We start from the raw sequence: 25,930 nt of genomic DNA on the forward strand, positions 1-25,930 counted from the left end.
TCGCAAGGACCCATTTTGGGTCACAGCCTTGGCCGTAGAGCGCTGCTATTTCGAATTTGGTAAGGACTGCTCGCGTTAAGTGTCAACTGTAAAGCGCGTATATTTTGCACCAAGTCCACATTTCACAAGTAGAACGCTAAGTGAGGTTGATTTTGAAGAAGACGTATTCTGGCGCCGCCTGTATTGCGGCCATATCGGCAGTCTTTGTTTCGGCGCTTTCCCCCAATGCCGCCGAAGCACAGACGACTGCCCCCGCCATCCAATGGTCCGGCGAAGTCGGCGTCGCGACGGAATACGTCGGGAAAGGCCTGGGCAAAAGCGACGGTGACCCCAGCATCTTCGCGGGCGTCCAGGCCACCCGCGGCGCGTTCTACGGCAAGGTGTGGGTTTCCAGCGCGGACCTGTCGCAGGGTTCGAACGCCGAGATCGTCACCTCGCTCGGCTACCGGACCCGCTGGGCCGGCAACGGCCTGAATTTCTCGGTTGTGAACCGGGACCTGCCGGGCACCCGCTCCGGTATCGACAGCAACTTCTTTGAAGTCCAGACGGACGTGTCCCGCCGGATCGGCGCGGTGAACACCCGCCTGCGCGTCAACTACACCCCCGACGGTTTCGCGGCCACGGAAGAGGCCTGGTGGATCGAGCTTAACGGCGCGGTGAATGTGTCCGCCGCCACCACCGTCAGCGCCGCCTTCGCCAACCGCATGGCCGAGAACGGCGCGGACTACAACGCCTGGAACGTGGGCGTGAACCACGACCTGACCGACAATCTGGCGCTGGATGTGCGCTGGTACGACACCGACGCCCACTTCCGCAGCCCTGCCTACGACGGCCGCCTCGTGGCCGCTCTAACCGTTTCCTTCTGAAACCCGAGACCCGGCGGCGCCCCCGCTTGAAGCCCTTCTGAAAGGCCCTTCCCGTGAACCTGAACAACATCAAGATCGGTCATAAGCTGGCCCTTGCCTTCGCTGCGGTGGTGCTCGTCATCGCAGCCATGGGCACGACGGTCTTCCTGAACGTGGTGGAGCTCGAAAACGCCCAGGACGCCCGGGGCGCCGCCAACCAGAACCTCCGCGCCACGACGGAAGCGCAGTTCTATCTGTCGCGCCAGGAAAACGCCTACCGGGGCTATCTGCTCTCTGGTGAGCCCTACTACATCGAGCGGGTGGCCTCTCACCGGGCGAGGTTTCTGGAGAAACTCAACCTGGTGGCCGAGCGATCCTCCCAGTATCCTGAAGTTCTGGAGCTCCTGACCCAGACCGAGGCCGCCGTCGACGCCTGGCACGTTAATGTGGTCGAGGTCGGTCAGGCCCTGCGCGCGGATCCCGCCACCGTAGGCCAGGCGTTCGCCATGGTGGGCCGCGAGGGCGTGGCCGATACCTACATTGACCCGGCGGAAGAAGGCTTGGACGCCCTGCTTGTTATTGAACAGGCTCACCTGGAGGCGGCCCAAGCTCGTCAAAACCACGCCAGCTCCATGGCCCAGATGGTGCTGATTGGAGGCATCTCTCTGGCTGCTCTGATCGCGGCAGGCTTGGGTCTGCTGATGACCCGCAGCATAGCCAAGCCGGTGGTGAACATGACCACGGTCATGCGCAAGCTCGCCGGCGGCGACAAGACCGTCGAAGTGCCGGGCGCCGGCCGCAAGGACGAGATCGGCGACATGTCGGCCGCCGTCCTGGCCTTCAAGGACGCCGCCATCGCCAATGATCGTCTGGAAGGCGAAGCCGCCGACCAGCGCCGCATGAGCGACGCCGAGCGGGCCCGCGCCGAGGCCGAACGCGCCGAGGCCGCTCGCCAGCAGGCCGCCGTGGTCGACGCCCTGGCCGAGGGTCTGGAACAACTGAGCAAGGGCAACCTGACCTATCGCCTGACCCAGACCTTCCCCGAGGAGTATCTGAAGCTGCAGAGCGACTTCAACGCGGCCATGGGCCAGCTGAAGGACGCCATGACCACCGTGGTCAGCAATGTGGCCGCCATCCGCTCGGGAGCCGGCGAGATCAGCCAGGCCGCCGACGACCTGTCGCGCCGCACCGAGCAGCAGGCCGCCAGCCTGGAAGAGACCGCCGCCGCCCTGGACCAGATCACCGCCACAGTCCGCAAGACCGCCTCCGGCGCCAAGCAGTGCTCCGACGTGGTGATGGCCGCGCGCGGCGACGCCGAGAAGAGCGGCGAGATCGTCCGTGACGCCGTCGGCGCCATGAGCGCCATCGAACAGTCCTCCACCCAGATCAGCCAGATCATCGGCGTGATCGACGAGATCGCCTTCCAGACCAACCTGCTGGCCCTGAACGCCGGGGTCGAGGCGGCGCGGGCTGGTGACGCCGGTCGCGGCTTCGCGGTGGTGGCGTCCGAAGTGCGGGCCCTGGCCCAGCGCTCGGCCGACGCGGCCAAGGAGATCAAGACCCTGATCTCGTCCTCGGGCACCCAGGTCGGCGCCGGCGTCAACCTGGTCGGTCAGACCGGCGAGGCCCTCAACCGGATCGTGGAACGTGTCGCCGAAATCGACGGCCTGATCACCGAGATCTCCGCGTCCGCCCAGGAGCAGGCCACCGGCCTCCAGCAGGTCAACACCGCCGTCAACCAGATGGACCAGGTGACCCAGCAGAACGCCGCCATGGTCGAGCAATCCACCGCCGCCAGCCATTCGCTGGCCCAGGAAGCGGATGCGCTGAACGAGTCGGTCTCGCGCTTCGAGATCGAGGAGCGGGGGGGGCGCAGGGCTCCGGCTCCGGCGCCTGCCGCGCACAAGCCCGCCGCCAAGCCCTCGCCCGTCCAGCGCACCGTCACGGCCCTCAAGGCCATGGGCGCCGGCGGCGCGGCCCGCAAGCTCGAGACTGTGGCCGCCGAAGACGGCTGGGAGGAGTTCTGATGACGGCCGTGCGCCTGCCGGCGTTGCTGGACATCACCGCCGCCGCCCCGCTCCGGGATGACCTTCTGGCCCTGCGTGGGTCGGACGTCACCCTGGACGGCGGCGAGGTGGAGCGGATCGGCGGCCTGTGTCTGCAGGTGCTGATCAGCGCGAGCAAGACCTGGGCCCTGGACGGAAAGGCGCTGACGCTGGCGCCCGTTTCTGACGCCCTGACCGAACAACTGGCGGCCTATGGCTGCCCAGACCTGAACACTGATCTCGTTGGGGCGACAGGATGAAAACCGTATTGACCGTCGATGACTCGCGCACCATGCGCGACATGCTGATGATGGCTCTCAAGGACGCTGGCTATAACGTCATCCAGGCCGAGGATGGCGTGCATGGGCTGGAGACCCTGAAGGCGCACGGCGCCGATGTGGTCATCACCGACATCAACATGCCGCGCATGGACGGTTTCGGCTTCATCGAGGGCATGCGCGCCGATCCCGAATATCGCGGCACGCCCGTTCTGGTTCTGACCACCGAAAGCGACGCGGCCAAGAAGCAGCGCGCCCGCGATGCGGGGGCGACCGGCTGGATCGTCAAGCCGTTCGATCCCGTCAAGCTGGTGGACGCGGTTCGCCGGGTCGCGGCCTGAGCAGGAGCGCAAGATGACCGAAGACCCCTTCGAGGCGATCAAGGCGACCTTCTTCCAGGAGTGCGAGGAGCTGCTCGCCGATCTGGAAGCCGGCCTGCTGGCGCTCGAGAACGGTGAAGGCGACGACGAGACCATCAACGCGGTGTTCCGCGCGGTGCACTCGGTCAAGGGCGGCGCCGGGGCCTTCGGCATGGAGGCGCTGGTGCGCTTCGCCCACGTCTTCGAGACGCTGATGGATGAACTGCGCGCGGGCCGGAAGCCCTGCGACGACGCCACCATCAAGACCCTGCTGCGCGCCTCCGACGTGCTGAACGACCATGTGGCCGCCGCCCGCGGCGCCGGCGCCCCGGTGGACGAGGCCCGCTCGGCGGGCCTGGTGGCCGAGCTGGAGGCCCTGACTCACGGCGACGCCGTCCCCGCCGCCCCGGCGGGTGACGCCGACGAGGACGAGTTCGGTTTCAAGCCGGTCCAGTTCGATCCGATGGATCTGTCGCCCGCCTCGGCGTCCTCTGGCGACGGCGAATGGAAAGTGATCTTCCAGCCCAACGCTGCCCTGTACGCCAAGGCCAATGACGCCGGCCTGCTGCTGCGGGAGCTCGTGCGGCTGGGCGACGCCGTCGTGGAGATCGACGCCGGCGGCGTGCCCACCCTTGACGCCCTGGAGCCGGAAGAGGGTTGCCTGACCTGGACCATCCGCCTGAACGGCGCGGTCGACGAGGCGGCGATCCGTGAAGTGTTCGAGTTCGTCGACGGCGACTGCGATCTGGCCGTCCTGCGCGACGGGTCGGACGCCGGGTCCGAGCCGCCGGCCCCGGTCGCCGCCGCCCCCGTGCCCGATCTGGACATCGCCGCCCTGCTGGCCGCCGCCCAGGCGCCGGTGGAAGCGCCGGTCGAGCCGGCCGCCCCCGCACCCCCATTCGCCCCGGAACCCATGATCGCGAGTCCTGCGCCAGAGGCCAAGGCGCCGCCGGTCGCGCCGGACGCGGCCGCCAACGCGCCCGCTATCCAGGCCCCGGCGACCATCCGCGTCGATCTGGATCGGGTCGATCGCCTCATCAATCTGGTGGGCGAACTGGTGATCCAGCAGGCCGTGCTGGCCCAGCGCGTCAGCGAGACCGCCATGGTCCGGGCCACCGGCGTGGGGCAGGGGCTCGAGGATCTGGAACTCCTGACCCGGGAGATCCAGGACAGCGTCATGGCCATCCGCGCCCAGCCGGTGAAGTCGGTGTTCCAGCGCATGCCGCGGCTGGTGCGTGAAGTCGCGCAGATGACCGGCAAGCAGGTCCGTCTGGTCACCGAGGGCGAGGCCACAGAGGTGGACAAGACCGTCGTCGAGCGACTGGCCGAACCCATCACTCACATGCTGCGCAACGCCATCGACCACGGGCTGGAGAAGCCCGAGAAGCGCATCGCGGCCGGCAAGCCTGCGGAGGGTCAGGTGCGCCTGGCCGCCCTGCACCGCTCGGGCCGCATCGTCATCGAGATTTCCGACGACGGGGCGGGCATCAACCGCGAACGCGTGCTGGGCATCGCCGTGGAAAAGGGTCTGGTCGAGCCGGACGCCCAGCTGACCGACGAACAGATCGACAATCTCATCTTCATGCCCGGCTTCTCGACCGCCGAAACCATTTCCGACGTCTCCGGGCGGGGTGTGGGCATGGACGTGGTCAAGCGCTCCATCCAGTCCCTCGGCGGTCGCATCGCGATCACCAGCAAGCCCGGTGAAGGCTCGACCTTCACCATGAGCCTGCCGCTGACGCTGGCCGTGCTGGACGGCATGGTGGTGTCGAGCGCCGACCAGACCCTGGTCGCGCCCCTGGCGGCCATCGTCGAGAGCCTGACGCCCCGAGCCGAGGACATCCATCGGGTCGGCGGCCATACGCCGGTGATCCGCTTCCGCGACGAGTTCGTCCCGCTGGTGGACGTGGCCGCGACCCTGGGCTTCGGCACGGGGCCGGAGCCGGCCTCGACCGGCGTGGCCGTGATCGTCGAGGCCGAAGGGGGCGCCAAGGCCGCCCTGCTGGTGGACGCCATCCAGGGCCAGCGCCAGGTGGTCATCAAGAGCCTCGAAACCAACTACCAGGCCATCGACGGCGTGGCCGCCGCCACCATTCTCGGTGACGGCCGCGTGGCCCTGATTCTCGACATCGACGCCCTCGTCTCGAACACGCGCCGTTCGGTGCGCAAACCCGACCTCAAGCTCGCGAGCTGATCCATGACAGAAGCCAACATCCAGACCGGCGCCCGACGCGAACTGATCGCCTTCCGTATCGGCGAACAGGAGTTCTGCGTGGACATCATGGCCGTGCGGGAGATCCGCGGCTGGACCCCCGCCACACCGCTGCCGCGTACGCCCGGATACATGAAGGGCGTCATCAACCTTCGCGGCGCCGTGCTGCCGATCATCGATCTGTCCGGCCGGTTCGGCTTGGGCGTGACCGAGCCCAGCGCCCGCCATGTCATCATGGTCGTGCACATCCGCGAAAGGACCATCGGCCTGCTGGTCGACGCGGTGTCCGACATCCTGCAGCTCACCGACGATCAGGTTCAGCCCACGCCCGACGTGGCGGCCGATGAGGTGAAGGCGTTCGTGAAGGGCATCTTCGCCATTGACGGCCGGATGATCAGCCTGATTGCGCTCGACCGTATCCTGCCGACCGAGCCCGAGGCCGAAGCAGCATGACCCCGACCGCCGACAGGGTGCGCCCGGCGAAGGACACCTCGCTGGTGCAGGGCGAGTTCGCCTTCACCGCCGAGGATTTCCGCCACATCGCCCAGGTGCTGCATTCCCATGCCGGCATCGCCCTGACCGAAGCCAAGGCGGCCCTGGTCTATTCGCGCCTGGCCAAGCGGCTGCGTACGCTGGGCCTGCGCAGTTTCCGTGACTATTGCGCCCTGATCGACGGCGCCGAGGGCGTGGACGAGCGTCAGGCCATGTTCGCGGCCCTGACCACCAACGTCACGCGCTTCTACCGCGAGCCCCACCATTTCGATCACCTGCGCGACAAGGTCATGCCGGCCCTGGCCGAGCGGGCGCGTCAGGGCGGGCGAGTGCGCCTGTGGTCCGCCGCCTGCTCGAACGGGCAGGAACCCTATTCCATGGCGCTGACCGTGCTGTCGGCCTTGCCCGAGGCGGCGAAGCTGGATGTGCGCATCCTGGCCACCGACATCGATCCGAACATGGTCGCTGAAGGCCGCCGGGGGCTCTATTCCGCCGAGGCGCTCGAGCCCGTGCCCGACACCCTGCGCAATCGCTGGTTCAAGCGAGAAAGTGGCGGCGACCGCATGCTGTACGCGGTGGCGCCCGAGTTGCGGCGGCTGGTGTCGTTCAACCCGCTGAACCTGATCGGCGACTGGCCCATGAAGGGCAAGTTCGACGTGATCTTCTGCCGCAACGTGGTGATCTATTTCGACGACCAGACCCAGGAAACCGTCTGGAGCCGCTTCCTGCCCATGATGCAACCCGGCGGCACCCTCTACATCGGCCACTCCGAACGTGTTTCAGGACCCGCGACTGCGCGCCTGCGCACCAGCGGCCTGACCACCTACGAGGCCCTGTCATGACCGTGAAGGTCCTGGTGGTGGACGACTCGCCGACCATGCGCGGCCTGATCTCGGCCGCCCTCAAGCGCGATCCGGAGATCGAGGTGCTGGGCACGGCGGGCGATCCGCTGGAAGCCCGCGAGGCCATCAAGCGCCTGAACCCCGACGTCATCACCCTCGACGTCGAGATGCCCAACATGAACGGGCTGGAGTTCCTCGAGAAGATCATGCGCCTGCGGCCCATGCCGGTGGTGATGGTCTCGACCCTGACCCAGGCGGGCGCCGAGGTGACCCTGGCGGCGCTGGAGCTGGGGGCCGTGGACGCCGTGGGCAAGCCCTCGGCCGGGGTCACGGCCATGGAAGCTTTCTCCGATCTGGCCCAACGGGTGAAGGTCGCGGCGGGCGCCCGTGTTCGAGCCGGCGGAGAAGCGCGGGGACCGTCGGTGGACGCCGGCTGGCGCCCCCGATCGAACGCCATTGTGGCTCTGGGGGCCTCGACCGGCGGGGTCGAGGCGCTGATCACCCTGCTGTCCTCCTTCCCGGCCAACTGCCCGCCCACGGTCATCACCCAGCACATGCCGGTGACCTTCACCAAGAGCTTTGCGGCGCGCCTGGACAAGCTGTGCGCCCCTTCGGTCAAGGAAGCCGAGGACGGCGACGCCCTCATGCCGGGCCACGTCCTCCTGGCGCCCGGAGGCGTGGCGCACATGGAAGTCACGCGAGGCGCGCCGCCGCGATGCCGCCTTCGGGTGGCGGACACGGTCAGCGGCCACCGTCCCTCGGTGGATGTGCTGTTCCAATCCGTGGCGCGGCTGGACATGCACGTGGTCGCCGCCCTGCTGACCGGCATGGGCAAGGACGGCGCCGAAGGGCTGTTGGCCTTGCGCAAGGCCGGCGCCCGCACCCTCGGCCAGGATCAGGCCAGCAGCGTCGTCTACGGCATGCCACGGGCCGCTTACGAAATAGGCGCTGTGGAGCGCCAATTGCCCCTTTCACGCATGGGCCCCGCCATTCTCGAACTCGCCTCGGCCTCCGCCGCTACCAAGCCCTCAGAGGTTCATTGATATGCCTGCCGCTTCCGCCATCCAGACCCTGATCGTGGACGACCAGCTGACCATGCGCAGCCTGATCCGCGCCAGCCTGCAGCAGATCGGCGTGGTCAGCCTTCGCGAGGCCAACGACGGCGAGGAAGCCCTGCGCGCCATGATCGCCCAGCCCGCGCACCTGGTCATTTCGGACTTCAACATGCCGAACCTGGACGGGCTTGGACTGCTGCGCGCCATTCGCGCGCATCCTCCGACCAGCAAGGCGGCTTTCATCATGCTCACCGGCCGCGCCGACAAGGAGCTGGTGCAGCGCGCCGTGCAGTTCGGCGTCAACAACTACCTCGTGAAACCCTTCACCGCCGGGCAGCTGAAGGAGAAGATCGAGGGCGTCTTCGGTCCTCTGACATGACGGCCGCAGCGAATGTCATCGAACCCCAGGCCTCGGTGCGTCTGCATGTGGGCCAGGGCGAGCACCTGATCACCGGCGATCCGGAGGTGATGCTGACCACGATCCTCGGATCGTGCGTGGCCATGTGCCTGCGCGACCCGGTCGCGCGGATCGGCGGCATGAATCACTTCCTGCTGCCGTCGGGCCGCACCGACGGCGCGGACGAGGGACGCCGCTACGGCGCCTACGCCATGGAAGTGCTGATCAACGGCGTCCTGTCCGCAGGCGGTCGTCGCGAGCGGCTGGAGGCCAAGCTGTTCGGCGGCGGACGCATGTTCGACGGCCTCGCCGATGTGGGCGTGGCCAATGCGACGTTCGCCGAGAAATTCCTCGCTGATGAGGGGATTCCGATCATCGCCGCGAGCCTGCGCGGACACGGGGCCCGCCGGGTCCAGTTCTGGCCCCACAGCGGCCGCGCCCTGCAGAAGTCGGTCAGCGACCGTCCCGTGGAGCGTCGTGTGCCGCCGCCGGCTGCCGCCGATTCCGGCGAACTGGAGCTGTTCTGATGAGCGCCGACGCCCGCTTCATGGCCGCCCTGTCGGAAGAACTGGCCCACGGCCGCGTTCTGGCGGAATCCCTCGCGCCGCTGCTGTCGGCCGCGCCGTCGGCGGACCGGCACGATACGCTGGTTCGCGCCCAGGGCCTGGACATGCTGGTGCAGCATCTGGACGCCCTGGCCGCCATGACTGCGCGGGTCGCCCAGGGCGACATGCCCCAGGACGCCGTCATCGCCGCCCCCCTGGGCGGGCTGGTGGAGCGTATGCGGGCCGCCCTGGACGGGAAAACCGCGCCCGCGATCCCTCATCCGCCGCCCTCGGGCGACCTGATGTTGTTCGACTGACCCGCCATGTCCCGAGCCATTTCCCCCGAAACACGCATCAACCTGGAGCGCACCGCCGCCCTGCTGATCAACGACAACCCGCAGGGGCTCGATATCCTCAGCTCCATCGTCCAGGGCTTCGGGCTGAAGGAGCAGATCAAGTGCGCTTCGCCGGACGACGCCAGGGCTGTGATCAAGCGGCGCTCGGTGGACATGGTGATGGTGGAGTGCGCCTCGTCCACAGACAGTTGTGATTTCGTGCGCTGGATGCGGCGCGACGGCCCCAAGACCAGCGCCTACACCCCCGTGATCATTCTGACCGCCCACGCCTCTGAAGGCTTCGTGACCCAGAGCCGGGACTGCGGCGCCAGCTTCATCGTCACCAAGCCCCTGACACCCATGGTCCTGTTGCAGCGGATCCTGTGGCTGACCAAGGACCAGCGCGAGTGGGTCGAGTGCGACACCTACGTCGGGCCGGATCGCCGGGTGCGCAACTACGGCCCGCCCCTGGGCATGGCCGGACGCCGGGCGGGCGATCTGTCCGCCCACGTGGGGGTCGCGCTTGAGCCCAATATGGATCAGTCCGACATCGACATGCTTCTCAAGCCGCAAAGGGTGGCCCTGTGACCGCCGGATCCGAAAAGACCGCGCGCCTGTTCAAGGTCAGGCCCGCCATCGCCGACCAGATCCGCCTGCCTGGCGGGAAAAAGGTCGGTGAGGCCGTCGCCGCCGCCGATGCGGCCCTGGACGAGCAGCGCGCCTCCGCCGTCGAAGGCCTGACCCAGGGCGTGGAGCGTCTGGAAACTCTCGTTCGGGAGCGCGCGGACGACGGATTCGCCTCGGTCTATCCCATCGCCGCGACTCTGGCCGGCACGGCCGGCTTCTTCGAGACGGGCCCCTTCTACCGGGCCGTCTACAGCCTGTGCGAGCTGACCGAAAAGCTGGGCGCCGCCGGACGCCGCGACTGGTCGTCGGTCGATGTCCATGTGCGGTCCCTGCGGCTGATCCTGACCACGGGCTTCGACGACGGCCCCGAGGCGAAGGCGATGCTGGACGGCCTGTCGTCGCTGGTCCGACGGGTCGAGGCCGCACCATGAAGCCGCGGATCGAGATTGATGACGCCGGTCGTCGCGTCGTCCTGACGTGCGATTTCAACGTCATGGCGCGCGATCTGAACGGGGCCCTGCTGGCGCTGGTGCTCGAGAAGCCCGAACGGGCGGACCACGACTTCATCCTCGATCTGCGGGAGTCCTACGGGGACGGATCACACGACGACGTGGTGCGGACGGCGGAAACCTTCCAGGCCTGTGGCGCCGGAAAGCGGGCCGCGCGCACCTGTTTCGTCAGCTTCGACGCCGGCTTCGTTCACTGGGCGCGGACCATGGACTTCTGCTTCGCCAACCGGACCCACCATGTCTTCACCACGCCCGAGGAGGCGCACGCCTTTCTCGATCGGGCACAGGATGAATCGGTCGCCTCCGCGGCGGCCTGACCGACAAGCGGAGCTTTTGCCGGCGAACAGCGTTAACCTTGGCGCAAACCGGAGGCGTCCATGACCACCCGCACCACCCTGTCCATTATCGCCGTGTCCTGTCTGGCCCTGAGCGCGGCCGCCTGTTCGCGCGAGGCGGCGCCGGTCGAGGCGGTGGATGATGTACCCGTGGCCGAGCAGCCGCCCGCGCCGCCGGCGCCGGAGATCAGCTACGCCTGTGAGAGCGGCCGGTCGCTGAGCGTGCGCTATGTGGACTCCGCCAGCGCCGAGGTCACCTATGAAGGCCAGACCTACACCCTGAACATCGCCCGCTCGGCCAGCGGGGCGCGCTACGCCGGGCAGGACCTGGAATGGTGGACCGCCGCCCGCGGCGATCAGGAGACCGCCACCCTCAGCCGGCTAGGCCCGAACGACGACGTGGGCTCGGTCGTGCTGGAGCGTTGCTCCCGTCCGGCCAACACGGTGCTGCCGCCGCGCGCGCCCGGCGATGCCGGGGGGATTGAGGTCCTGGACCCGGACCTGGCCCCGCCGTGCCTCGGCCCGGCGCTGCGGCTGGCGCGCGAGGGCGGCGATGCGGGCGCGGGCAACCGGCAGGTGGTCCTGTCCCTGACCAACGCCGGATCGACGCCCTGTTCGGTGCGGGGCTATCCGGGCGTGATCCTGCGCGACGCGGACGGCGACGATCTTGATCAGGTCCGCACGGTCCAGCAGTTGGGCAACTATTTCCGCGCTGGCCAGACGCCCGGGGCGGTGGAGCTGGAGCCCAACGCCAAGGCTTATTTCGACCTGTCCTACAGCGCCGTGCCGCAGGAGAATGCTGGCGAGACCCGCTGTCCGTCGGTGGCCGAGGTGATCGCCCGGGCCCCCGGCGACACGGCGGACATTCCGCTGGAACTGGAGCTTCAGCCCTGCGGTCGGCAGGTGCGGGTCAGCCCGTTGCGCCCGGTCCGGGACGGCGCGCGGGCTCAATGAGGACGGGTGGCCTTGGGCGCGGATTCGGCGTAACTCGCGCCCATCGCTGAATTCCCGACCCCGGAGAGCCCATGCCCGCGCAATTCCATACCCGTGTCCGCGCCGAACTGGCCTCCATCGACGAGCAGGGCCTGACCAAGCCCGAGCGCGTGATCGCCTCGCGCCAGGGGCCGGTGATCACGGTGGCCGGTCGTGAGGTGCTGAACTTCTGCGCCAACAACTATCTGGGTCTGGGCGGCGACGAGCGTGTGGCCCAGGCCGGCATCGCGGCCACCGAACGCTGGGGCTCGGGCACCGCCTCGGTGCGATTCATCTGCGGCACCCTGGAGATCCACAAGGAACTGGAGGCCGCCATTGCAGGTTATCTGGGCTTCGAGGACGCCATCCTGTTCGCCGCCGCCTTCGACGCCAACGGCGGCCTGTTCGAGCCGCTGTTCGGGGAGGAGGACGCCATCGTCTCCGACAGTCTGAACCACGCCTCGATCATCGACGGGGTTCGGCTGTGCAAGGCCAGGCGCTACCGCTTCGCCAACTCCGACATGGGCGAGCTGGAGGCGAAGCTGAAGGAGGCCCGCGCCGCCGGGGCCCGCGACATCATCATCGCCACCGACGGCGCCTTCTCCATGGACGGCTACATTGCCCGGCTGCAGGACATCCGCGTGCTGGCCGACAGGTATGACGCCCTGATCATGGTGGACGACTGCCACGCCACGGGGTTCCTGGGTGAGAAGGGCAGGGGCTCTTACGCCCATTACGGGATCAAGGTGGACTTCGTCACCGGCACCTTCGGCAAGGCGCTGGGCGGGGCCATGGGCGGCTTCATCTGCGCCGCCACGGAAGTGGTTCAGCTGCTGAAACAGCGGGCGCGGCCCTATCTGTTCTCCAATGCCCTGTCGCCCGCCGTGTGCGGCTCCAGCCTCGAGGCCATCCGCATCGCCCAGGGCGACGAGGGCGACGCCTTGCGCAAGCAACTGGCCGCCAACGCCGCGCGGTTCCGGGGCGCCATGACCGAGGCGGGCTTCGACCTGCTGCCCGGCGAGCATCCGATCATCCCGGTGATGCTGGGCGACGCCAAGCTGGCCCAGGACTTCGCCGCGCGCATGCTGGAACTGGGCGTCTATGTGATCGGGTTCTCGTTCCCGGTCGTGCCGCGCGGCGCCGCCCGCATCCGCACCCAGATGTCGGCCGCCCACACCTTCGAGCATATCGACCAGGCGGTCGAAGCCTTCACCACGGCGGGCAGGGAGCTTGGGGTTATCTGACCCCGCCGACCGACACCCAAGGACTCAGGAAGACCACATGACCCAGACCATGAAGGCCCTCGCCAAGACAAAGCCCGCAGAGGGGCTGGAGTTGATCGACGCGCCCGTCCCCGAAGCGGGCCCCGAGGATGTGCTGATCCGCGTCCAGCGCACGGCCATCTGCGGCACCGACATCCACATCTGGAACTGGGACGAGTGGTCGCAGAAGAACGTGCCCGTCCCCATGATCACCGGCCACGAGTTCTCCGGCGAGGTGGTCGCCGTGGGCAAGGACGTGGATCGTCCCATCAAGATCGGCCAGCGGGTCTCGGTCGAGGGCCACGTCATCGATCTGAACTCGGAGGCGGCGCGGGCGGGCCACTTCCATCTGGACCCGGCCACCCGGGGCATCGGCGTGAACCGCCAGGGCGGGTTCGCCGAGTTCGTGGTGGCCCCCGCCTTCAACGTCATCGAACTGCCTGACGAGGTGCCGTGGGAGATCGGCGCCATCCTCGACCCGTTCGGCAATGCGGTGCACACGGCGCAGCAGTTCGACCTGCTGGGCGAGGACGTGCTGGTCACCGGCGCCGGCCCCATCGGCATGATGGCCGCCGCCGTGGCTCGTAACGCGGGCGCGCGCACCGTGGTGCTGACCGACATCAACGACTTCCGGCTGGAGCTGGCCCAGAAGGTGGCGCCGGGCGTGCGCACGGTGAACACCACCAAGGAAGACCTGCACGACGTGATCCACGAGCTGGGCATGAAGGTGGGCTTCGACGTGGCGCTGGAGATGTCCGGCTCGCCCATCGCCTTCAAGCAGTGCGTCGACACCCTGATCATGGGCGGCGGCATGGCCATGCTGGGCATTCCGTCCAAGCCCATGGAGACCGACTGGGGCGCCATCATCCTCAAGGCCCTGACCATCAAGGGCGTCTACGGCCGCGAGATGTTCACCACCTGGCGCAAGATGCTGGGTCTGCTCAAGGCCGGGCTGGACCTGACCCCCCTGATCACCCACCAGCTGCCCTACGACCGCTTCGAGGAAGGCTTTGAAGCCATGCGGTCCGGCCAGTCGGGCAAGGTGGTTCTGGACTGGTCGAAGATCCGCTGACGCTCAGGCGACGGCGGCCTTCGCCGGGCCGGTGGCGCGGAACACGATCACCGCGAACACCGCCATGCCCAGCACGACCATCGTCGGCCCCGCGATCATTAGCGGCGGCACGGCGGCCATGAGGCTGGTCACGCCCAGCAACTGGATGGTCAGGCCGATCATCATCAGCGGCAGGCCCACACTGGCCAGCACCGCGTGGATGATCGGCAGCCGCCCGCCAGCCGCCAGCGGCATGGCGCGGTAGAACAGGCCGTACAGGAACATGGACACCCAGCCGAGCAGGTTGATGTGGGCATGCACCGGCGACAGCAGGAACTGGTGGGTCACCCCCATCCAGTAGCCGAGGCAAACGCCGATCAGAACGAAACTGACGGCGAGGCGCAGGAAGAAATCCGACAGGCGGGTCATCATATGTCTCGGATGGATCACGGGCTCTGTCGACCCGCCGGCGCGCTCATACCAGCGAACGCCGATTTGTCAGATGAATTTTTTGACATGCTCAGGACGCGCGCCGCCACGCTTCAGGCGGGGTGAAGCCATGGGCCCAGGCGCCCGCGTTGTCGCGGCGGGCGGCCAGCTCTTCCGGCACATAGCGGTGGGAGTAGCGGGTGTAGGCCACGGCGTGGCCCTGACGGACCATGGCCGCGCCGAGGTCTTGCCCGCCCGCGCGGCACACGGCGACGCTGCGGCCATACCGGTCGCGGTCCATCTCGACACAGTCCACCGGACGCCCGCCCACCAGATGGCGTAGCGCGTTGGCGGACGCCTGACCGCAGGCGTTGGCGCCGCACATCTGGCGCATCTCGAAGGCGTCGATGCCGTGCAGGCGGATGCGCTGGCCGCCGATCTCCAGACCGTCGCCGTCGACGATGCGAGCGTGGCCGGAAATGTCGGCCTGCCGCGTCGTCTCGAGCTCTGCAGCAATGGGGGGCAGCGCCGGCGCGTCGGCGTTCAGCGCCGCATCCACCCAGTCGGGCCGCAGGATCACCGCCACCGCGACGACCGCAGCCACGATCATGCCGCGCTCGATCCCGCTCAGGCGTCGGAACCGACGGCGGCGAAAAGAAAAGGCGCGGCGCATCCGGTCAGGATGGCCGCGCCCTGGTTAGCAGTTCGTCAGCGGTGATGGTGAATGGCCGCCCTACCTTGGGATCACGCCATTTCAGGCTTGCGGGCGCCCGAGCGGTTGCGGCCGCGGCGGTTCATCTTGAAGTCGCCCTCGACCGCAGGTCGGGGGGCGCGTTCGCCCGCCATGGGGTTATAGGCGGGACGCTCCGGCTGGGCGCGGTCGGCGGACGCGGCGCCGGGCTTGGCGCGGCGCTGGCGGTGGGGCTGGCCCTTGCCGCCTTCGGGACGCACGCCGTCGCGATGGGGAACGCGGTTGCGGCCGCGGCCGCCGGGGCCGCGTCCGTCGCCGCGCGGACGCTCGTCGTCCGGCAGGGTGGCCTTCTTGCCGACGCCCGCAGCCATGATGGAGGCGTCCAGCGCCGCCAGGGCCTTGTCGTTGCGGCGATCCCAGCTTTTCAGCTTCTGGCGTGTGACCCGCTCGATGTCGCGCAGCAGCTTCATCTCGTCGGGGGCGCAGAAGCTGACGGCCGAGCCGTCGGCGCCGGCGCGCGCGGTGCGGCCGATGCGGTGCACATAGGCTTCCGGCACGAAGGGCAGCTCGAAGTTGACCACGTGCGAGACGCCGTCCACGTCGATGCCGCGCGCGGCGATGTCGGTGGCGACCAGCACCCGCAGCTTGCCCTTCTTGAAGGCTTCCAGGGCCCGCTCGCGCTGGGACTGGCTCTTGTTGCCGTGGATGGCGCCGGCCTCGACGCCGCCGGCCTCAAGATAGGCGGCGACCTTGTCGGCGCCGTGCTTGGTCTTGGTGAAGACCAGGCAGCGGGTCATGGCCGGATCGGCGAACATCTCCGACAGCAGGGCGCGCTTGCGGCCCTGTTCGACGATGATGACGCTCTGGTTGATACGCTCGACCGTGGTGGCCTGCGGCGTCACCTGGACCTTGACCGGGTCCTTGAGCAGCTCGCCGGCCAGCTTGCCGATTTCGGTGGGCATGGTGGCGGAGAAGAACAGGTTCTGGCGGCGCGCGGTCATGCGCGAGACCACCTGGCGGATCGGCTTGACGAAGCCGAGGTCCAGCATCTGGTCCGCCTCGTCGAGGACGAAGATCTCGGTGGTCGACAGGTCCAGGGTCTTCTGCTGGACGTGGTCCAGCAGACGGCCCGGGGTGGCCACCAGGATGTCCAGGCCCTGTTGCAGGGCGCGTTCCTGGCCGCCGTACTTCACGCCGCCGAAGATCACGGCCACGCGGAAGCCGAGATTGGCGCCGTAGACCTTGAAGCTGTCGGCGATCTGGCTGGCCAGTTCGCGGGTGGGCGACAGGATCAGGGCGCGCGTCGTGCGCGGCATGGGCGCCTTACGGTCGGCCGCCAGCCGGTGCAGGATCGGCAGGGCGAAGGCGGCGGTCTTGCCGGTGCCCGTCTGGGCGATGCCCAGCAGGTCCTTGCCCTTCATCACGTCCGGGATGGCCTGGGACTGGATGGGGGTGGGTGTGTGATAGCCTTCGCTGGTCAAAGCCTGCAGGAGGGCCGGATTCAGGCCCATGTCGGCGAAGGGAATAAGGGTCTTGGTCAAAATGGTTCTTTCGCATGCGGCGACGCGCATCAGGCCGGGCTCAAAGCCGAAGGCCGCGCGCCGCCAATCCCGATGAAGTCCGCGAAATGCGGGCCGACGGGAATGATCGGGCGCCGCCCCGCGTGTCCGGGCAGCGAATGAATCTTGAGGAGCCGGCTGCTGCTACAGTCAGGTCTTTTGCTAAAAGACCCACACGCGCTGGAGGCGCCGGAAATCGCGTTTGTGCGATGCAGCACTCTTTGATGGGTAATTGCGGCTGCGTCAAGGCAAAGCTGTGAGGGACGCGCCGATCTGCCTCCCCCTCCCCGTTCGGGGAGGGGGCTGAGCCGAAGGCGAAGCGGGTGGGGGCGGCTCGGCAAGGCAGCCGCGCTCAAGCAGCGAGCGTCCGCGACGCGGTCGATAGGACATCAAGGCCGCGCTCCCGTCGCCTGGCCCGCCCCACCCGGCCGTCGCTGCGCGCCGACCGCCCTCCCCGAACGGGGAGGGAGAAGGACGGCGCTGGGGGTTTGAAGGAATCCTTCCCCGGCGCTAGGGATGCGCCCTTCCTCCCGTTCCCTGCCTGACTGAGCGCCATGCACGACATTCGAGCCATCCGTGAGAACCCCGACGCCTATGTGGCGGGCTGGTCGGCGCGGGGGGTGGACGACGCGTCCGGCGTGGTGGCGAAGATCCTTGAGCTGGACCAGACCCTGCGCGCCGCCCAGACCGAGGGGCAGGAGGCGCTGGCCAAACGCAACGCGGCATCCAAGGCCATCGGCGCGGCCATGGGCAAGGGCGACACGGCCGAGGCCGAGCGCCTGAAGGCCGAGGTGGAGACCTTCAAGGGGGTGATCGCCGGGGCGGGCGAGCGCGAGGCCAAGGTTGGCGCCGAGCTGCGCGACCTGCTGGCGGGCCTGAAGAACCTTGCCGCCGCCGACGTGCCGGACGGGGAGGACGAGGCGGGCAATGTGGAGGTCAAGGCCTGGGGCGAGCCGCGCCGAACCGGCCCGGCCAAGGACCATGCCGATCTGGGCGAGGCCATGGGCCTGCTGGACTTCGAGGCGGCGGCGAAGATGTCCGGCGCGCGGTTCGCGGTGATCAAGGGCGGCCTGGCCCGGCTGGAGCGCGCCATCGGCCAGTTCATGCTGGACATGCAGACGGACCAGCACGGCTATCAGGAAGTAAACCCGCCGTACATCGTCGGTGAAAAGGCGATGTTTGGAACCGGGCAGTTGCCCAAATTCGAAGATGATCTGTTTGAGCTCTGGTTAGACTATCGAAAAACGGAGGCAGAAATTTCCCTTCTGCGCGCTGTTGATCGCGAGAAGGCAACCTTGGTTGGGGCGCTGAGCAGGATCAACGACCGCGCAGGCGCTAGTTCGAAAGCCGCTGCAGCGAGAGGCGTAGATACTTCTTGGTCAGCGGAGCTTTTTCAGGATTTAGGCAATTTCTTTGGCCAAGCTGCGTCAGAATTTGATCAGCACATAAATAAGTTCAACGACTTTATTGTTCGCTTCAATGAGATGCATGACAGGGGAGGGGGAAGAGGGCTCTTGATCCCCACCGCAGAAGTCTCCCTGACCAATCTCGTCCGCGAGCAGATCCTCGCCGAGGACGACCTCGCCACGCCCATGCGCCTCACCGCCCTGACGCCGTGCTTCCGGGCCGAGGCGGGGTCGGCGGGGCGGGATACGCGCGGGCTGATCCGCCAGCACCAGTTCTCCAAGGTGGAGATGGTCTCCATCACCCGGCCCGAGGATTCCGACGCCGAGCACGAGCGCATGACCGGCTGCGCCGAGGCGGTGCTGGAGGCGCTGGGCCTGCCCTATCGCCGCATGCTGCTGTGCAAGGGCGACATGGGCTTCTCCGCCATGAAGACCTTCGATCTGGAGGTCTGGCTGCCCAGCCAGGGCACGTTCCGCGAGATCAGCTCCTGCTCCAACTGCGGCGACTTCCAGGCCCGGCGCATGGACGCGCGCTTCAAGCGGGCCGGCGAGAAGAAGACCGAGTTCGTCCACACCCTGAACGGCTCCGGCCTCGCGGTCGGCCGCACCCTGGTGGCGGTGATGGAGAATTATCAGGACGAGAACGGGCGGATCGCCGTGCCGGACGTTCTGAAGCCTTACATGGGCGGCCTGACCCACGTGGGCGCGGCATGAGAATCCTCCTCACCAACGACGACGGCATCGAGGCCGAGGGTCTGGCGGCGCTGGAGCGCATCGCGCGCGAGCTGTCCGACGACGTCTGGACCGTGGCGCCCGCCGTCGAGCAGTCCGGCAAGGGGCGGGGCATCACCCTGACCGAGCCTCTGCGGGTCAACCGGGTCAACGACCGGCGCTTCTCGGTGACCGGCACGCCGACGGACTGCGTGGTGCTGGCGGTCAATGACCTGATGGCGGACCACCGGCCCGATCTGGTGCTGTCGGGCGTCAACCGCGGGCACAATGTGGGCGAGGACTGCTCCTACTCCGGCACCGTGGCCGGGGCGCTGCAGGGCATGGCCTTCGGCATCCGCTCCATTGCGCTGAGCCAGTCGCTGGAGCGTTTCCACGATGAGGTGACGGCCCACTGGGAGACCGCCGAGGCATTCGCTCCGGCCATCATCAACCGGCTGCTGGACCAGGCCTGGCGCGACGGGGTGGTGATGAACCTGAACTTCCCGGCCCTGCCGCCCGAGCTGGTCAAGCAGGTAGAGGTGACGCGCCAGGGCTTTCGCGACATCGGCGAGATGCACGCGGTGCGGCGCATCGACCTGCGCGGCCGCGACTACTACTGGATGAGTTTCCGGGGCGCCAAACAGGAGCACGCCGAGGGCACCGACCTGCGGGCCATGGACGAGGGCCGCATCTCGGTCACGCCCCTGCACATCGACCTGACCCACCGTGAAAGCCTGCACGACCTGAAGGGCGTGCTGGGCGGCGCGCCGCCGAAGCAGGTGGCGAAGGCGGCGGAATGAGAGACGACCGCGCCGGACGGCTGATCCTGAGCCTGCGCCAGCAGGGGGTCACCGACCCCCGCGTGCTGGCGGCCATGGAATCGGTGGACCGCGCGGTCTTCGTGCACGAGAAATTCCTCGAGCAGGCGTGGGAGGACCAGGCCCTGCCCATCGACTGCGCCCAGACCATCAGCCAGCCCTATGTGGTGGGCCTGATGACCCAGGCGCTGCAGGTCGGCCCCCGCCATCGGGTGCTGGAGGTGGGCACCGGCAGCGGCTACCAGTGTGCGGTGCTGAGTCGGCTGGCGCGGTTCGTTTATTCGGTGGAGCGCTACAAGAGCCTGCTCAAGGAGGCGGAAGCCCGCCTCAAGGCGCTGGGCGTCGACAATGTCTTCACCCGGCACGGCGACGGCGGCGAGGGCTGGCGCGAACAGGCGCCTTTCGACCGCATCATGGTCACCGCCGCCTCTCCCCATGAACCCAGGGATCTGCTGCGCCAGCTGAAGCCCGGCGGGGTGCTGGTGGCGCCGGTGGGGCGCGGCTCGGTGCAGATGCTGAACCGCTACACCGCCGACGAGGACGGCGCCTTCAGCCGCGAGAGCCTGCTGGAGGTGCGTTTCGTGCCGCTGGTGGAAGGCGTGGCCAAGGAGACGTGAGCCGTGGGGCAAAGTCTCTGGCGCCGTTAACCCTTTCGCCCCAAAATGGCGCCTTTCCGGCTGTTGGGTGCCGCGAACGATTTCGACTGAGTTGAAGGTGAGGGCGGGGATGACTGGCTGGACGATTCTGGCGCGCAGGGCGCTGATCATTGCGGGTGCGGCGGCGACGCTGGCGGCCTGTGCGTCCTATCCGTCGGAGCCGCGCTATCCCACCCGGCCCGCGACCGGCACGCCGGCGCAACAGTCTCCCTGGGGCGAGCCCATGCCCAACGCGCCTGCGCCACAGCCCCAGCCGGGCGTCGCGCCCTACGAGCCGACACCCGCGCCCTATGAGCCCATCGAGGCCCAGCCCCTGCCGCCCACCGGCCAGCCGCAGCCCGACTATCTGCCGAGCCCGCGCCCCGGCGACATCCCGCCCGCCCCGGCTCCGTCCGGGCCGGCCAGCCCCGGCGCGACCTATATCATCCAGCCGGGCGACACGATTTCCGGCGTCGCGCGCCGGTTCCAGACGCCGGTCCAGACCCTCATCACCCTGAACGGCCTGGCGCCGCGGGCCGACATCTCGGCCGGGCGCGGACTGGTCCTGCCCGACAGCGCGGTGGACACCGGCCCCGATCCCTACGCCACCGGCCCGTCGCCGCGCGGCGTGCTGGTGCCCGAGACAGGCGCGCCGCCCCCGCCGCCCCCGCCGCCGCCCTCGGGCCAGCCCGCCGCCCCGCCGCCCAACGAGGCCAGCACCGGACAGGGCATGTTCGAGTGGCCCCTGCGCGGGGACATTGTCCGAAACTTCGGCCAGGTGGGCGTCAGCGAGCGCAACAACGGCGTCCACATCGCCGCGACCGCCGGCGCCCCCGTGCGCGCTGCGGCTGCGGGCCGGGTGGGCTATGTGGGATCTGACCAGCCCGGTCTGGGTCTGGCGGTCATCATCATCCACCGGGACGGCTGGCGCACGGTCTATGCCCATCTGGGCTCCTCGACGGTGTCGTTCGGCGATGATGTCAGGCAGGGCCAGGAGATCGGCACCGTGGGCCTGACGGCCGGTGACGGACGGCCCTCCATCGCCTTCGAGGTGCGTCACATGCGCGACGGCCAGCCGGTCGCCGTGGATCCCCGGACGGTGCTGCCGCGCTGATCGGGGGCCGCGACCAATACACCACGTTGCAAAGCTGACCCGGCGCCCCTAGGTTCCGCCCCTATTTCTGACGGGGCGTCGCGGACGCCCGCGACTGACCTTGGGAGACACCATGTTCGCCACCCCCGCCTACGCCTCCACGGCCGGCGCCGCCGCCGGCGGCGGTCTGACCGCGACGCTGATCCAGTTCCTGCCCTTCATCCTGATCTTCGTGCTGTTCTGGTTCCTGCTGATCCGTCCGCAGCAGAAGCGCATGAAGGCGCACCAGGCCATGGTCGGCGGCCTGAAGCGCGGCGACACGGTGGTCCTGTCCAACGGCATGATCGGCAAGGTCACCCGCGTCGAGGACGCCGAGGCCATGGTCGAGATCTCCCAGGGCGTGAACGTGCGGGTGGTCAAGTCCATGGTGGCCGAGGTGCGCAACCGCACCGAGATCGCCGCCAACGACAAGAAATAAGCCTGCAAGCACAAGGCCGGGGTTTCGTTCGATGATTCAGCTGTCCCGCTGGAAGGTCTATGTGGTCGCGGCGGCGCTGTTGCTGTCGGCCCTGTTCGCCTTCCCGAACCTTCTGACCCCGGCCCAGCGCGAGGCGCTGCCCGGCTTCGTGCCGTCCGGTGTCCTGAACCTGGGCCTGGATCTGCAGGGCGGGTCCTATCTGATGCTGCAGGTGGATGTGGACGAGGTCCGCGACACCCGCGTCAACAGTCTGGTCGAGGACATGCGCGTCATCCTGGGCGGCGCGCGTATCGCCTTCTCGGATCTGCAGCGCCAGCCCGGCGGCTTCACCGTCACCATCAACGACCCGGCCAACTACGACCGCGCGCTCAGCGAGCTGCAGCAGCTGGCCCGGCCCACCTCCACCGGCGTGTCCGACGTCACGGTGACGCGCCAAACCAACAACCGCATTCGCGCCGCCTTCACCGATCAGGCCCTGAACAACATGGGCGCCAATGCGGTGGATCAGTCCATCGAGGTGGTGCGCCGCCGGATCGACAGCCTCGGCACCCGCGAACCCTCCATCACTCGCCAGGGCACCGACCGCATCGTGGTCCAGGCCCCGGGCGAGAGCGATCCCGAGGCGCTGGAGCGCGTCATCGGCCAGACGGCCCAGCTGACCTTCCAGATGGTGGACCACGAGAACTCGCTTCAGGAAGCCATCGCCGGCCGTGTGCCGCCGGATGCGATCCTGATGCAGGACGAATTCGGCGCCCCGCTGCTGATCAAGCGCCGCATCCTCGTGTCGGGCGAGAGCCTGACCCGCGCCAGCGTCGGCTCGGACCAGTCCGGCCGCCCCGCCATCGACTTCCGCTTCGACGGACAGGGCGCGCGCCGCTTCGGCGAGGCCACCAGCCAGAATGTGGGCCGCCGCTTCGCCATCATCCTGGACGGTCAGGTCATCTCGGCCCCCAACATCATCACCCCCATCACCACCGGCTCGGGTCAGATCACCGGCCGGTTCACCATCACCGAGGCTTCGGAACTGGTGAACCTGCTGAACGGCGGCGCCCTGCCGGCGCCCCTGACGGTCGAGGAGCGCCGCACGGTCGGAGCGGGCCTCGGCGCCGACGCGGTCGAGGCGGGCATGAAAGCCACCCTGGTGGGCTTCATCCTGGTGGTCGGCTTCATGATCGTGGCCTACGGCCTCGTCTTCGGCGGTATCAGCGTCATCGCCATGCTGATCAACGGCATGATGATCATTGGGGCCATGTCCCTGACCGGGGCGACCCTGACCCTGCCGGGCATCGCCGGTCTGATCCTGACCCTGGCCATGGCGGTGGACGCCAACGTCCTGATCTATGAACGGATGCGGGAAGAGGCGCGCGCCGGTCGCTCGGCCATCGCGGCGGCGGACTCCGGGTTCAGCCGCGCCATGTCCACCATCCTGGACGCCAACATCACCACCCTGGGCGCGGCCCTGATCATGTTCCAGTTCGGCGCGGGGCCCGTGCGCGGCTTCGCCTGGACCCTGTCGATCGGGGTGTTCACCTCGGTCTTCACCGCCGTTCTGGTGACCCAGATCGGCGTGGCCATCTGGCTGCGGGCGACCCGCGCCAAGAAACTTCCCATCGCGTGAGCGGACCCATGAAATTCTGGCCTTTCATCAAGCTGCTCCCCGACAAGACGAACCTCAAGTTCGTCAAATACGCGCCGATCATGGGCGTTGTGTCGGTCATCGCGGTGGTCGCCTCGATCTTCTTCACCCTGTGGCCCCTGACCCCGCCCTGCGGCGGTCTGAACTGCGGCGTGGACTTTTCCGGCGGCCTGGTGGTCGAGATCACCGCCGCTCCTGAGGCCGCTGACATCCCCGCCATCCGTGACGGGCTGAACGCCATGGATCTGCGCGATGTCCAGGTGCAGGCGTTCGGGTCGCCCAGCGACGCCCTGATCCGTTTCCAGACTCCTGAGGGTGAGCCCGGCGAGGTGCTGCGCGCGGTTCAGGCCACCCTGACCGAGGTCCAGCCCTCCATCGAGGTGACCCGCACCGAGGCCGTCAGCGGCCAGGTGTCCCAGGAGCTTCTGACCAACGGCGTCACGGCGCTGGGCGTCGCCATGCTGATGATGCTGGCCTATGTCTGGTTCCGGTTCCAGTGGACCTTCGGGGTGGGCGCCCTGGTGGGTCTGCTGCACGACGTGATCCTGACCTTCGGCCTGTTCGCCATCACGGGCATGGAGTTCACCCTGGTCAGCGTGGCCGCCGTCCTCACCATCATCGGCTACTCCATGAACGATACCGTTGTGGTGTGCGACCGCCTGCGCGAGAACCTGCGCAAGTACAAGAAGATGCCGCTGGCCGACGTGATCGACCTGTCGCTGAACGAGACCCTGTCGCGCACGATCATGACCGGCCTGACCACCATTCTGGGCCTGACCGCCATCGCCATCCTGGGCGGCGAGGTCCTGCGCGGCTTCGCCATCGCCATGATCTTCGGCGTTGTGATCGGCACCTATTCCTCCATCTACATCGCCGCCCCTCTGATCCTGCTGTGGGGCGCCAAGCGCGGGACTGAGGACGAGGACGACGCGACGCCGATCAAGCTGGGCATGGGCTCCAAGGCCTGATCGCTTCATGACCGACCGCCGCGACCTGCTGGACGGTCAGGTGCGCGCGGCGGATCCGGATCGCTGGCTGTCCAGCCGCTTTGTGGGCGATGCAGACCGGCGCGTCGACCTCATCGCGCTCTACGCCCTCGAGGCCGAGTTGATGGTCATTCCGTCGAAGGTGACCCAGCCGCTGCTGGCCGAGATGCGCTTCACCTGGTGGGCGGACCAGATGGACGGCCTGTTCGCCGGTCAGCCCCGCAAGGGCCACCCGGTGCTGGAGGCCCTGTCCGACGCCGTCGTCCGCCACGGCCTGGACCGTGCGCCTCTGGATGCCCTGATCACGGCACACATCGGACGCGTTCACGAAGAGCCCCACGATCTGGACGCCTTCTATGTGGGCCCCATGCAGACGGCGGCGCGCATTCTGGCCGGGCCGGGCCATGAGGCGGCGGTCGTGCTCGCCGGGCGTATGCGGGGCCTGTCCCAGACCGGCCGCGCCGAAGAGGCGCGCGCCCTGCGGGCCGAAGCCAACCGGGCGCTGAAAGGGTTGCCGCCGGCCGCTTTTCCCGCCGTCGCCCCCGCCGCCCTGACCGACCACGCCGCGCCCGAACCGCTCAAGCGCCTGCGCCTGACCTGGGCGGTGCTGCGGGGGCGGATCTAGCCATTTCCGCCCACGTCTTTGCGCCGGCCTTATGATGGGGTGGTCATCATCTGGCCGGGAGTGATTTCAACAATTCGGACAATTCAGACACTGTTTTTTGGAGCGTCAGGGTCTGACCTCGCAGTTCGCGGGCGTCTGATTGCGGACCCGCTCGATGACGGCGGGGTCGCCGTCGCCGAAGAAGGCGTCGCGCCCGGCGGGCGGGGCCAGCCAGTCTCCCGTGCGCCAGTCCATGAAGCTGCGGTCCCACAGCATCGCCGCCCGGGCATAGCCCCCGGCGCCGAAGCCGCGCACGGCGGCGTGCATGACGCCGCGCCGCGCCGGGTCCACGCCCAGTTCCGTCAGCGCCTCGTTGAAGATGTCGTCGGCCGCGTCGCGCTGGCCCGGCTCGCCCACCGAGTACAGCCAGTCGTGCACCACCGCGGCGATGGCGTGACGCCCGAACGGCGGGATCAGCCAGCGTCCCACGCGGGGAATGGATGCAAAATCAGTGACATAGCCTGCGGGAACCCAGATCCAGCGGCCCGTTGACGGCTGCTCATAGGCGAAGGGCTGCATGACGACGACGGTGGTGCGCTCGTCCCGCTCGCGGTCCTTGTGGTGATTGACGGCGCAGACCAGCGGGCGATCAACCGGCGCGGCCGCCGTTCCGACCGAAGCGGCGGCGACCTCAGTCTCGCGAGGACAGGCGTGAAAGGCCAT

General features: G+C 68.4%; 29 protein-coding genes. 25 read left to right on the forward strand and 4 right to left on the reverse strand.

Features of this window, described 5'->3' with window-relative positions; all coding sequences use genetic code 11:
- Positions 1-152 precede the first annotated feature (152 nt).
- From ACK4SE_RS01315 to tdh, 17 genes are all read left to right on the forward strand, one after another.
- Positions 153-866: a TorF family putative porin gene (locus ACK4SE_RS01315; RefSeq protein WP_409687611.1), complete on the forward strand. Its 714-nt coding sequence runs from the start codon at positions 153-155 to the stop codon at positions 864-866.
- A gap of 53 nt (positions 867-919) precedes the next feature.
- On the forward strand, positions 920-2,872 hold the full coding sequence (locus ACK4SE_RS01320; protein WP_409687614.1) for a methyl-accepting chemotaxis protein: 1,953 nt from the start codon (positions 920-922) through the stop codon (positions 2,870-2,872).
- Positions 2,872-3,150 (forward strand): STAS domain-containing protein, encoded by a 279-nt coding sequence (locus ACK4SE_RS01325; RefSeq protein WP_409687617.1) that lies wholly within the window; start codon positions 2,872-2,874, stop codon positions 3,148-3,150. The genes ACK4SE_RS01320 and ACK4SE_RS01325 overlap by 1 nt, the downstream gene beginning before the upstream one ends.
- Positions 3,147-3,509, forward strand: a complete 363-nt coding sequence (locus ACK4SE_RS01330; protein ID WP_409687620.1) for a response regulator — start codon at positions 3,147-3,149, stop codon at positions 3,507-3,509. Before ACK4SE_RS01325 ends, ACK4SE_RS01330 begins: the two co-directional genes overlap by 4 nt.
- Before the next feature lie 13 nt (positions 3,510-3,522).
- Positions 3,523-5,721, forward strand: a complete 2,199-nt coding sequence (locus ACK4SE_RS01335) for a chemotaxis protein CheA (RefSeq protein WP_409687623.1) — start codon at positions 3,523-3,525, stop codon at positions 5,719-5,721.
- Positions 5,722-5,724: 3 nt separating this feature from the next.
- On the forward strand, positions 5,725-6,192 hold the full coding sequence (locus tag ACK4SE_RS01340; protein WP_409687626.1) for a chemotaxis protein CheW: 468 nt from the start codon (positions 5,725-5,727) through the stop codon (positions 6,190-6,192).
- On the forward strand, positions 6,189-7,073 hold the full coding sequence (locus ACK4SE_RS01345) for a CheR family methyltransferase (protein ID WP_409687629.1): 885 nt from the start codon (positions 6,189-6,191) through the stop codon (positions 7,071-7,073). The genes ACK4SE_RS01340 and ACK4SE_RS01345 overlap by 4 nt, the downstream gene beginning before the upstream one ends.
- On the forward strand, positions 7,070-8,116 hold the full coding sequence (locus ACK4SE_RS01350; protein WP_409687632.1) for a chemotaxis response regulator protein-glutamate methylesterase: 1,047 nt from the start codon (positions 7,070-7,072) through the stop codon (positions 8,114-8,116). Before ACK4SE_RS01345 ends, ACK4SE_RS01350 begins: the two co-directional genes overlap by 4 nt.
- Before the next feature lies 1 nt (position 8,117).
- Positions 8,118-8,507: a response regulator gene (locus tag ACK4SE_RS01355; RefSeq protein WP_409687636.1), complete on the forward strand. Its 390-nt coding sequence runs from the start codon at positions 8,118-8,120 to the stop codon at positions 8,505-8,507.
- On the forward strand, positions 8,504-9,052 hold the full coding sequence (locus ACK4SE_RS01360; RefSeq protein WP_409687639.1) for a chemotaxis protein CheD: 549 nt from the start codon (positions 8,504-8,506) through the stop codon (positions 9,050-9,052). The genes ACK4SE_RS01355 and ACK4SE_RS01360 overlap by 4 nt, the downstream gene beginning before the upstream one ends.
- Positions 9,052-9,387 (forward strand): hypothetical protein, encoded by a 336-nt coding sequence (locus ACK4SE_RS01365; protein WP_409687642.1) that lies wholly within the window; start codon positions 9,052-9,054, stop codon positions 9,385-9,387. The genes ACK4SE_RS01360 and ACK4SE_RS01365 overlap by 1 nt, the downstream gene beginning before the upstream one ends.
- A gap of 6 nt (positions 9,388-9,393) precedes the next feature.
- The gene (locus tag ACK4SE_RS01370; RefSeq protein WP_409687645.1) at positions 9,394-9,993 is read left to right on the forward strand and encodes a two-component system response regulator; all 600 of its coding nucleotides are present in this window, start codon (positions 9,394-9,396) and stop codon (positions 9,991-9,993) included.
- Positions 9,990-10,463, forward strand: coding sequence for a hypothetical protein (locus ACK4SE_RS01375; protein WP_409687648.1), 474 nt, complete (start codon positions 9,990-9,992; stop codon positions 10,461-10,463). The genes ACK4SE_RS01370 and ACK4SE_RS01375 overlap by 4 nt, the downstream gene beginning before the upstream one ends.
- Positions 10,460-10,858, forward strand: a complete 399-nt coding sequence (locus ACK4SE_RS01380) for a hypothetical protein (RefSeq protein WP_409687650.1) — start codon at positions 10,460-10,462, stop codon at positions 10,856-10,858. The genes ACK4SE_RS01375 and ACK4SE_RS01380 overlap by 4 nt, the downstream gene beginning before the upstream one ends.
- 60 nt (positions 10,859-10,918) lie before the next feature.
- Positions 10,919-11,830, forward strand: a complete 912-nt coding sequence (locus ACK4SE_RS01385) for a DUF4232 domain-containing protein (protein ID WP_409687652.1) — start codon at positions 10,919-10,921, stop codon at positions 11,828-11,830.
- Between the two features lie 71 nt (positions 11,831-11,901).
- The gene (locus tag ACK4SE_RS01390) at positions 11,902-13,092 is read left to right on the forward strand and encodes a glycine C-acetyltransferase (protein WP_409687655.1); all 1,191 of its coding nucleotides are present in this window, start codon (positions 11,902-11,904) and stop codon (positions 13,090-13,092) included.
- A 49-nt stretch (positions 13,093-13,141) separates the two neighbouring features.
- Entirely contained in the window at positions 13,142-14,182 is a 1,041-nt protein-coding gene (gene tdh / locus ACK4SE_RS01395; protein WP_409687876.1) for an L-threonine 3-dehydrogenase, read from the forward strand.
- A 3-nt stretch (positions 14,183-14,185) separates the two neighbouring features.
- Here the strand turns inward: tdh and ACK4SE_RS01400 are convergent, their stop codons facing one another.
- From ACK4SE_RS01400 to ACK4SE_RS01410, 3 genes are all read right to left on the reverse strand, one after another.
- Positions 14,186-14,590, reverse strand: coding sequence for a hypothetical protein (locus ACK4SE_RS01400; protein WP_409687658.1), 405 nt, complete (start codon positions 14,588-14,590; stop codon positions 14,186-14,188).
- A 91-nt stretch (positions 14,591-14,681) separates the two neighbouring features.
- The gene (locus ACK4SE_RS01405) at positions 14,682-15,200 is read right to left on the reverse strand and encodes a thermonuclease family protein (RefSeq protein ID WP_409687661.1); all 519 of its coding nucleotides are present in this window, start codon (positions 15,198-15,200) and stop codon (positions 14,682-14,684) included.
- Between the two features lie 134 nt (positions 15,201-15,334).
- Positions 15,335-16,792, reverse strand: coding sequence for a DEAD/DEAH box helicase (locus ACK4SE_RS01410; protein WP_409687879.1), 1,458 nt, complete (start codon positions 16,790-16,792; stop codon positions 15,335-15,337).
- Between the two features lie 602 nt (positions 16,793-17,394).
- Here ACK4SE_RS01410 and serS point away from each other — a divergent pair.
- From serS to ACK4SE_RS01450, 8 genes are all read left to right on the forward strand, one after another.
- Complete coding sequence (gene serS, locus ACK4SE_RS01415) at positions 17,395-18,960, forward strand: serine--tRNA ligase (RefSeq protein WP_409687664.1); 1,566 nt, start codon at positions 17,395-17,397, stop codon at positions 18,958-18,960.
- Positions 18,957-19,757, forward strand: a complete 801-nt coding sequence (gene surE / locus ACK4SE_RS01420) for a 5'/3'-nucleotidase SurE (RefSeq protein ID WP_409687667.1) — start codon at positions 18,957-18,959, stop codon at positions 19,755-19,757. Before serS ends, surE begins: the two co-directional genes overlap by 4 nt.
- Complete coding sequence (locus ACK4SE_RS01425; protein WP_409687670.1) at positions 19,754-20,392, forward strand: protein-L-isoaspartate(D-aspartate) O-methyltransferase; 639 nt, start codon at positions 19,754-19,756, stop codon at positions 20,390-20,392. The genes surE and ACK4SE_RS01425 overlap by 4 nt, the downstream gene beginning before the upstream one ends.
- A 109-nt stretch (positions 20,393-20,501) precedes the next feature.
- Positions 20,502-21,524, forward strand: coding sequence for a peptidoglycan DD-metalloendopeptidase family protein (locus ACK4SE_RS01430; protein WP_409687673.1), 1,023 nt, complete (start codon positions 20,502-20,504; stop codon positions 21,522-21,524).
- A gap of 112 nt (positions 21,525-21,636) precedes the next feature.
- Positions 21,637-21,981: a preprotein translocase subunit YajC gene (yajC, locus tag ACK4SE_RS01435; protein ID WP_409687675.1), complete on the forward strand. Its 345-nt coding sequence runs from the start codon at positions 21,637-21,639 to the stop codon at positions 21,979-21,981.
- Positions 21,982-22,012: 31 nt separating this feature from the next.
- The gene (gene secD, locus ACK4SE_RS01440; RefSeq protein ID WP_409687678.1) at positions 22,013-23,599 is read left to right on the forward strand and encodes a protein translocase subunit SecD; all 1,587 of its coding nucleotides are present in this window, start codon (positions 22,013-22,015) and stop codon (positions 23,597-23,599) included.
- Between the two features lie 8 nt (positions 23,600-23,607).
- A complete protein-coding gene (gene secF / locus ACK4SE_RS01445; RefSeq protein ID WP_409687681.1) occupies positions 23,608-24,585 on the forward strand; it encodes a protein translocase subunit SecF in 978 nt (325 codons plus the stop codon).
- A 7-nt stretch (positions 24,586-24,592) separates the two neighbouring features.
- Positions 24,593-25,228, forward strand: coding sequence for a squalene/phytoene synthase family protein (locus ACK4SE_RS01450; protein WP_409687684.1), 636 nt, complete (start codon positions 24,593-24,595; stop codon positions 25,226-25,228).
- A 105-nt stretch (positions 25,229-25,333) separates the two neighbouring features.
- Here the strand turns inward: ACK4SE_RS01450 and ACK4SE_RS01455 are convergent, their stop codons facing one another.
- The gene (locus ACK4SE_RS01455) at positions 25,334-25,930 is read right to left on the reverse strand and encodes a DUF1353 domain-containing protein (RefSeq protein WP_409687687.1); all 597 of its coding nucleotides are present in this window, start codon (positions 25,928-25,930) and stop codon (positions 25,334-25,336) included.

The sequence above is a fragment of the Brevundimonas sp. genome (genome assembly GCF_046293315.1).
Classification (GTDB): domain Bacteria; phylum Pseudomonadota; class Alphaproteobacteria; order Caulobacterales; family Caulobacteraceae; genus Brevundimonas.

Bases quoted from the DNA above. Each gene is read 5' to 3' on its own strand.
- ACK4SE_RS01325 (WP_409687617.1), top strand. From the start codon at position 2,872: ATGACGGCCGTGCGCCTGCCGGCGTTGCTGGACATCACCGCCGCCGCC.
- ACK4SE_RS01330 (WP_409687620.1), top strand. From the start codon at position 3,147: ATGAAAACCGTATTGACCGTCGATGACTCGCGCACCATGCGCGACATG.
- ACK4SE_RS01335 (WP_409687623.1), top strand. From the start codon at position 3,523: ATGACCGAAGACCCCTTCGAGGCGATCAAGGCGACCTTCTTCCAGGAG.
- ACK4SE_RS01340 (WP_409687626.1), top strand. From the start codon at position 5,725: ATGACAGAAGCCAACATCCAGACCGGCGCCCGACGCGAACTGATCGCC.
- ACK4SE_RS01345 (WP_409687629.1), top strand. From the start codon at position 6,189: ATGACCCCGACCGCCGACAGGGTGCGCCCGGCGAAGGACACCTCGCTG.
- ACK4SE_RS01350 (WP_409687632.1), top strand. From the start codon at position 7,070: ATGACCGTGAAGGTCCTGGTGGTGGACGACTCGCCGACCATGCGCGGC.
- ACK4SE_RS01355 (WP_409687636.1), top strand. From the start codon at position 8,118: ATGCCTGCCGCTTCCGCCATCCAGACCCTGATCGTGGACGACCAGCTG.
- ACK4SE_RS01360 (WP_409687639.1), top strand. From the start codon at position 8,504: ATGACGGCCGCAGCGAATGTCATCGAACCCCAGGCCTCGGTGCGTCTG.
- ACK4SE_RS01365 (WP_409687642.1), top strand. From the start codon at position 9,052: ATGAGCGCCGACGCCCGCTTCATGGCCGCCCTGTCGGAAGAACTGGCC.
- ACK4SE_RS01370 (WP_409687645.1), top strand. From the start codon at position 9,394: ATGTCCCGAGCCATTTCCCCCGAAACACGCATCAACCTGGAGCGCACC.
- ACK4SE_RS01380 (WP_409687650.1), top strand. From the start codon at position 10,460: ATGAAGCCGCGGATCGAGATTGATGACGCCGGTCGTCGCGTCGTCCTG.
- ACK4SE_RS01385 (WP_409687652.1), top strand. From the start codon at position 10,919: ATGACCACCCGCACCACCCTGTCCATTATCGCCGTGTCCTGTCTGGCC.
- ACK4SE_RS01390 (WP_409687655.1), top strand. From the start codon at position 11,902: ATGCCCGCGCAATTCCATACCCGTGTCCGCGCCGAACTGGCCTCCATC.
- tdh (WP_409687876.1), top strand. From the start codon at position 13,142: ATGAAGGCCCTCGCCAAGACAAAGCCCGCAGAGGGGCTGGAGTTGATC.
- ACK4SE_RS01400 (WP_409687658.1), bottom strand. From the start codon at position 14,590: ATGACCCGCCTGTCGGATTTCTTCCTGCGCCTCGCCGTCAGTTTCGTT.
- ACK4SE_RS01405 (WP_409687661.1), bottom strand. From the start codon at position 15,200: ATGATCGTGGCTGCGGTCGTCGCGGTGGCGGTGATCCTGCGGCCCGAC.
- ACK4SE_RS01410 (WP_409687879.1), bottom strand. From the start codon at position 16,792: ATGGGCCTGAATCCGGCCCTCCTGCAGGCTTTGACCAGCGAAGGCTAT.
- serS (WP_409687664.1), top strand. From the start codon at position 17,395: ATGCACGACATTCGAGCCATCCGTGAGAACCCCGACGCCTATGTGGCG.
- surE (WP_409687667.1), top strand. From the start codon at position 18,957: ATGAGAATCCTCCTCACCAACGACGACGGCATCGAGGCCGAGGGTCTG.
- ACK4SE_RS01425 (WP_409687670.1), top strand. From the start codon at position 19,754: ATGAGAGACGACCGCGCCGGACGGCTGATCCTGAGCCTGCGCCAGCAG.
- ACK4SE_RS01430 (WP_409687673.1), top strand. From the start codon at position 20,502: ATGACTGGCTGGACGATTCTGGCGCGCAGGGCGCTGATCATTGCGGGT.
- yajC (WP_409687675.1), top strand. From the start codon at position 21,637: ATGTTCGCCACCCCCGCCTACGCCTCCACGGCCGGCGCCGCCGCCGGC.
- secD (WP_409687678.1), top strand. From the start codon at position 22,013: ATGATTCAGCTGTCCCGCTGGAAGGTCTATGTGGTCGCGGCGGCGCTG.
- secF (WP_409687681.1), top strand. From the start codon at position 23,608: ATGAAATTCTGGCCTTTCATCAAGCTGCTCCCCGACAAGACGAACCTC.
- ACK4SE_RS01450 (WP_409687684.1), top strand. From the start codon at position 24,593: ATGACCGACCGCCGCGACCTGCTGGACGGTCAGGTGCGCGCGGCGGAT.
- ACK4SE_RS01455 (WP_409687687.1), bottom strand. From the start codon at position 25,930: ATGGCCTTTCACGCCTGTCCTCGCGAGACTGAGGTCGCCGCCGCTTCG.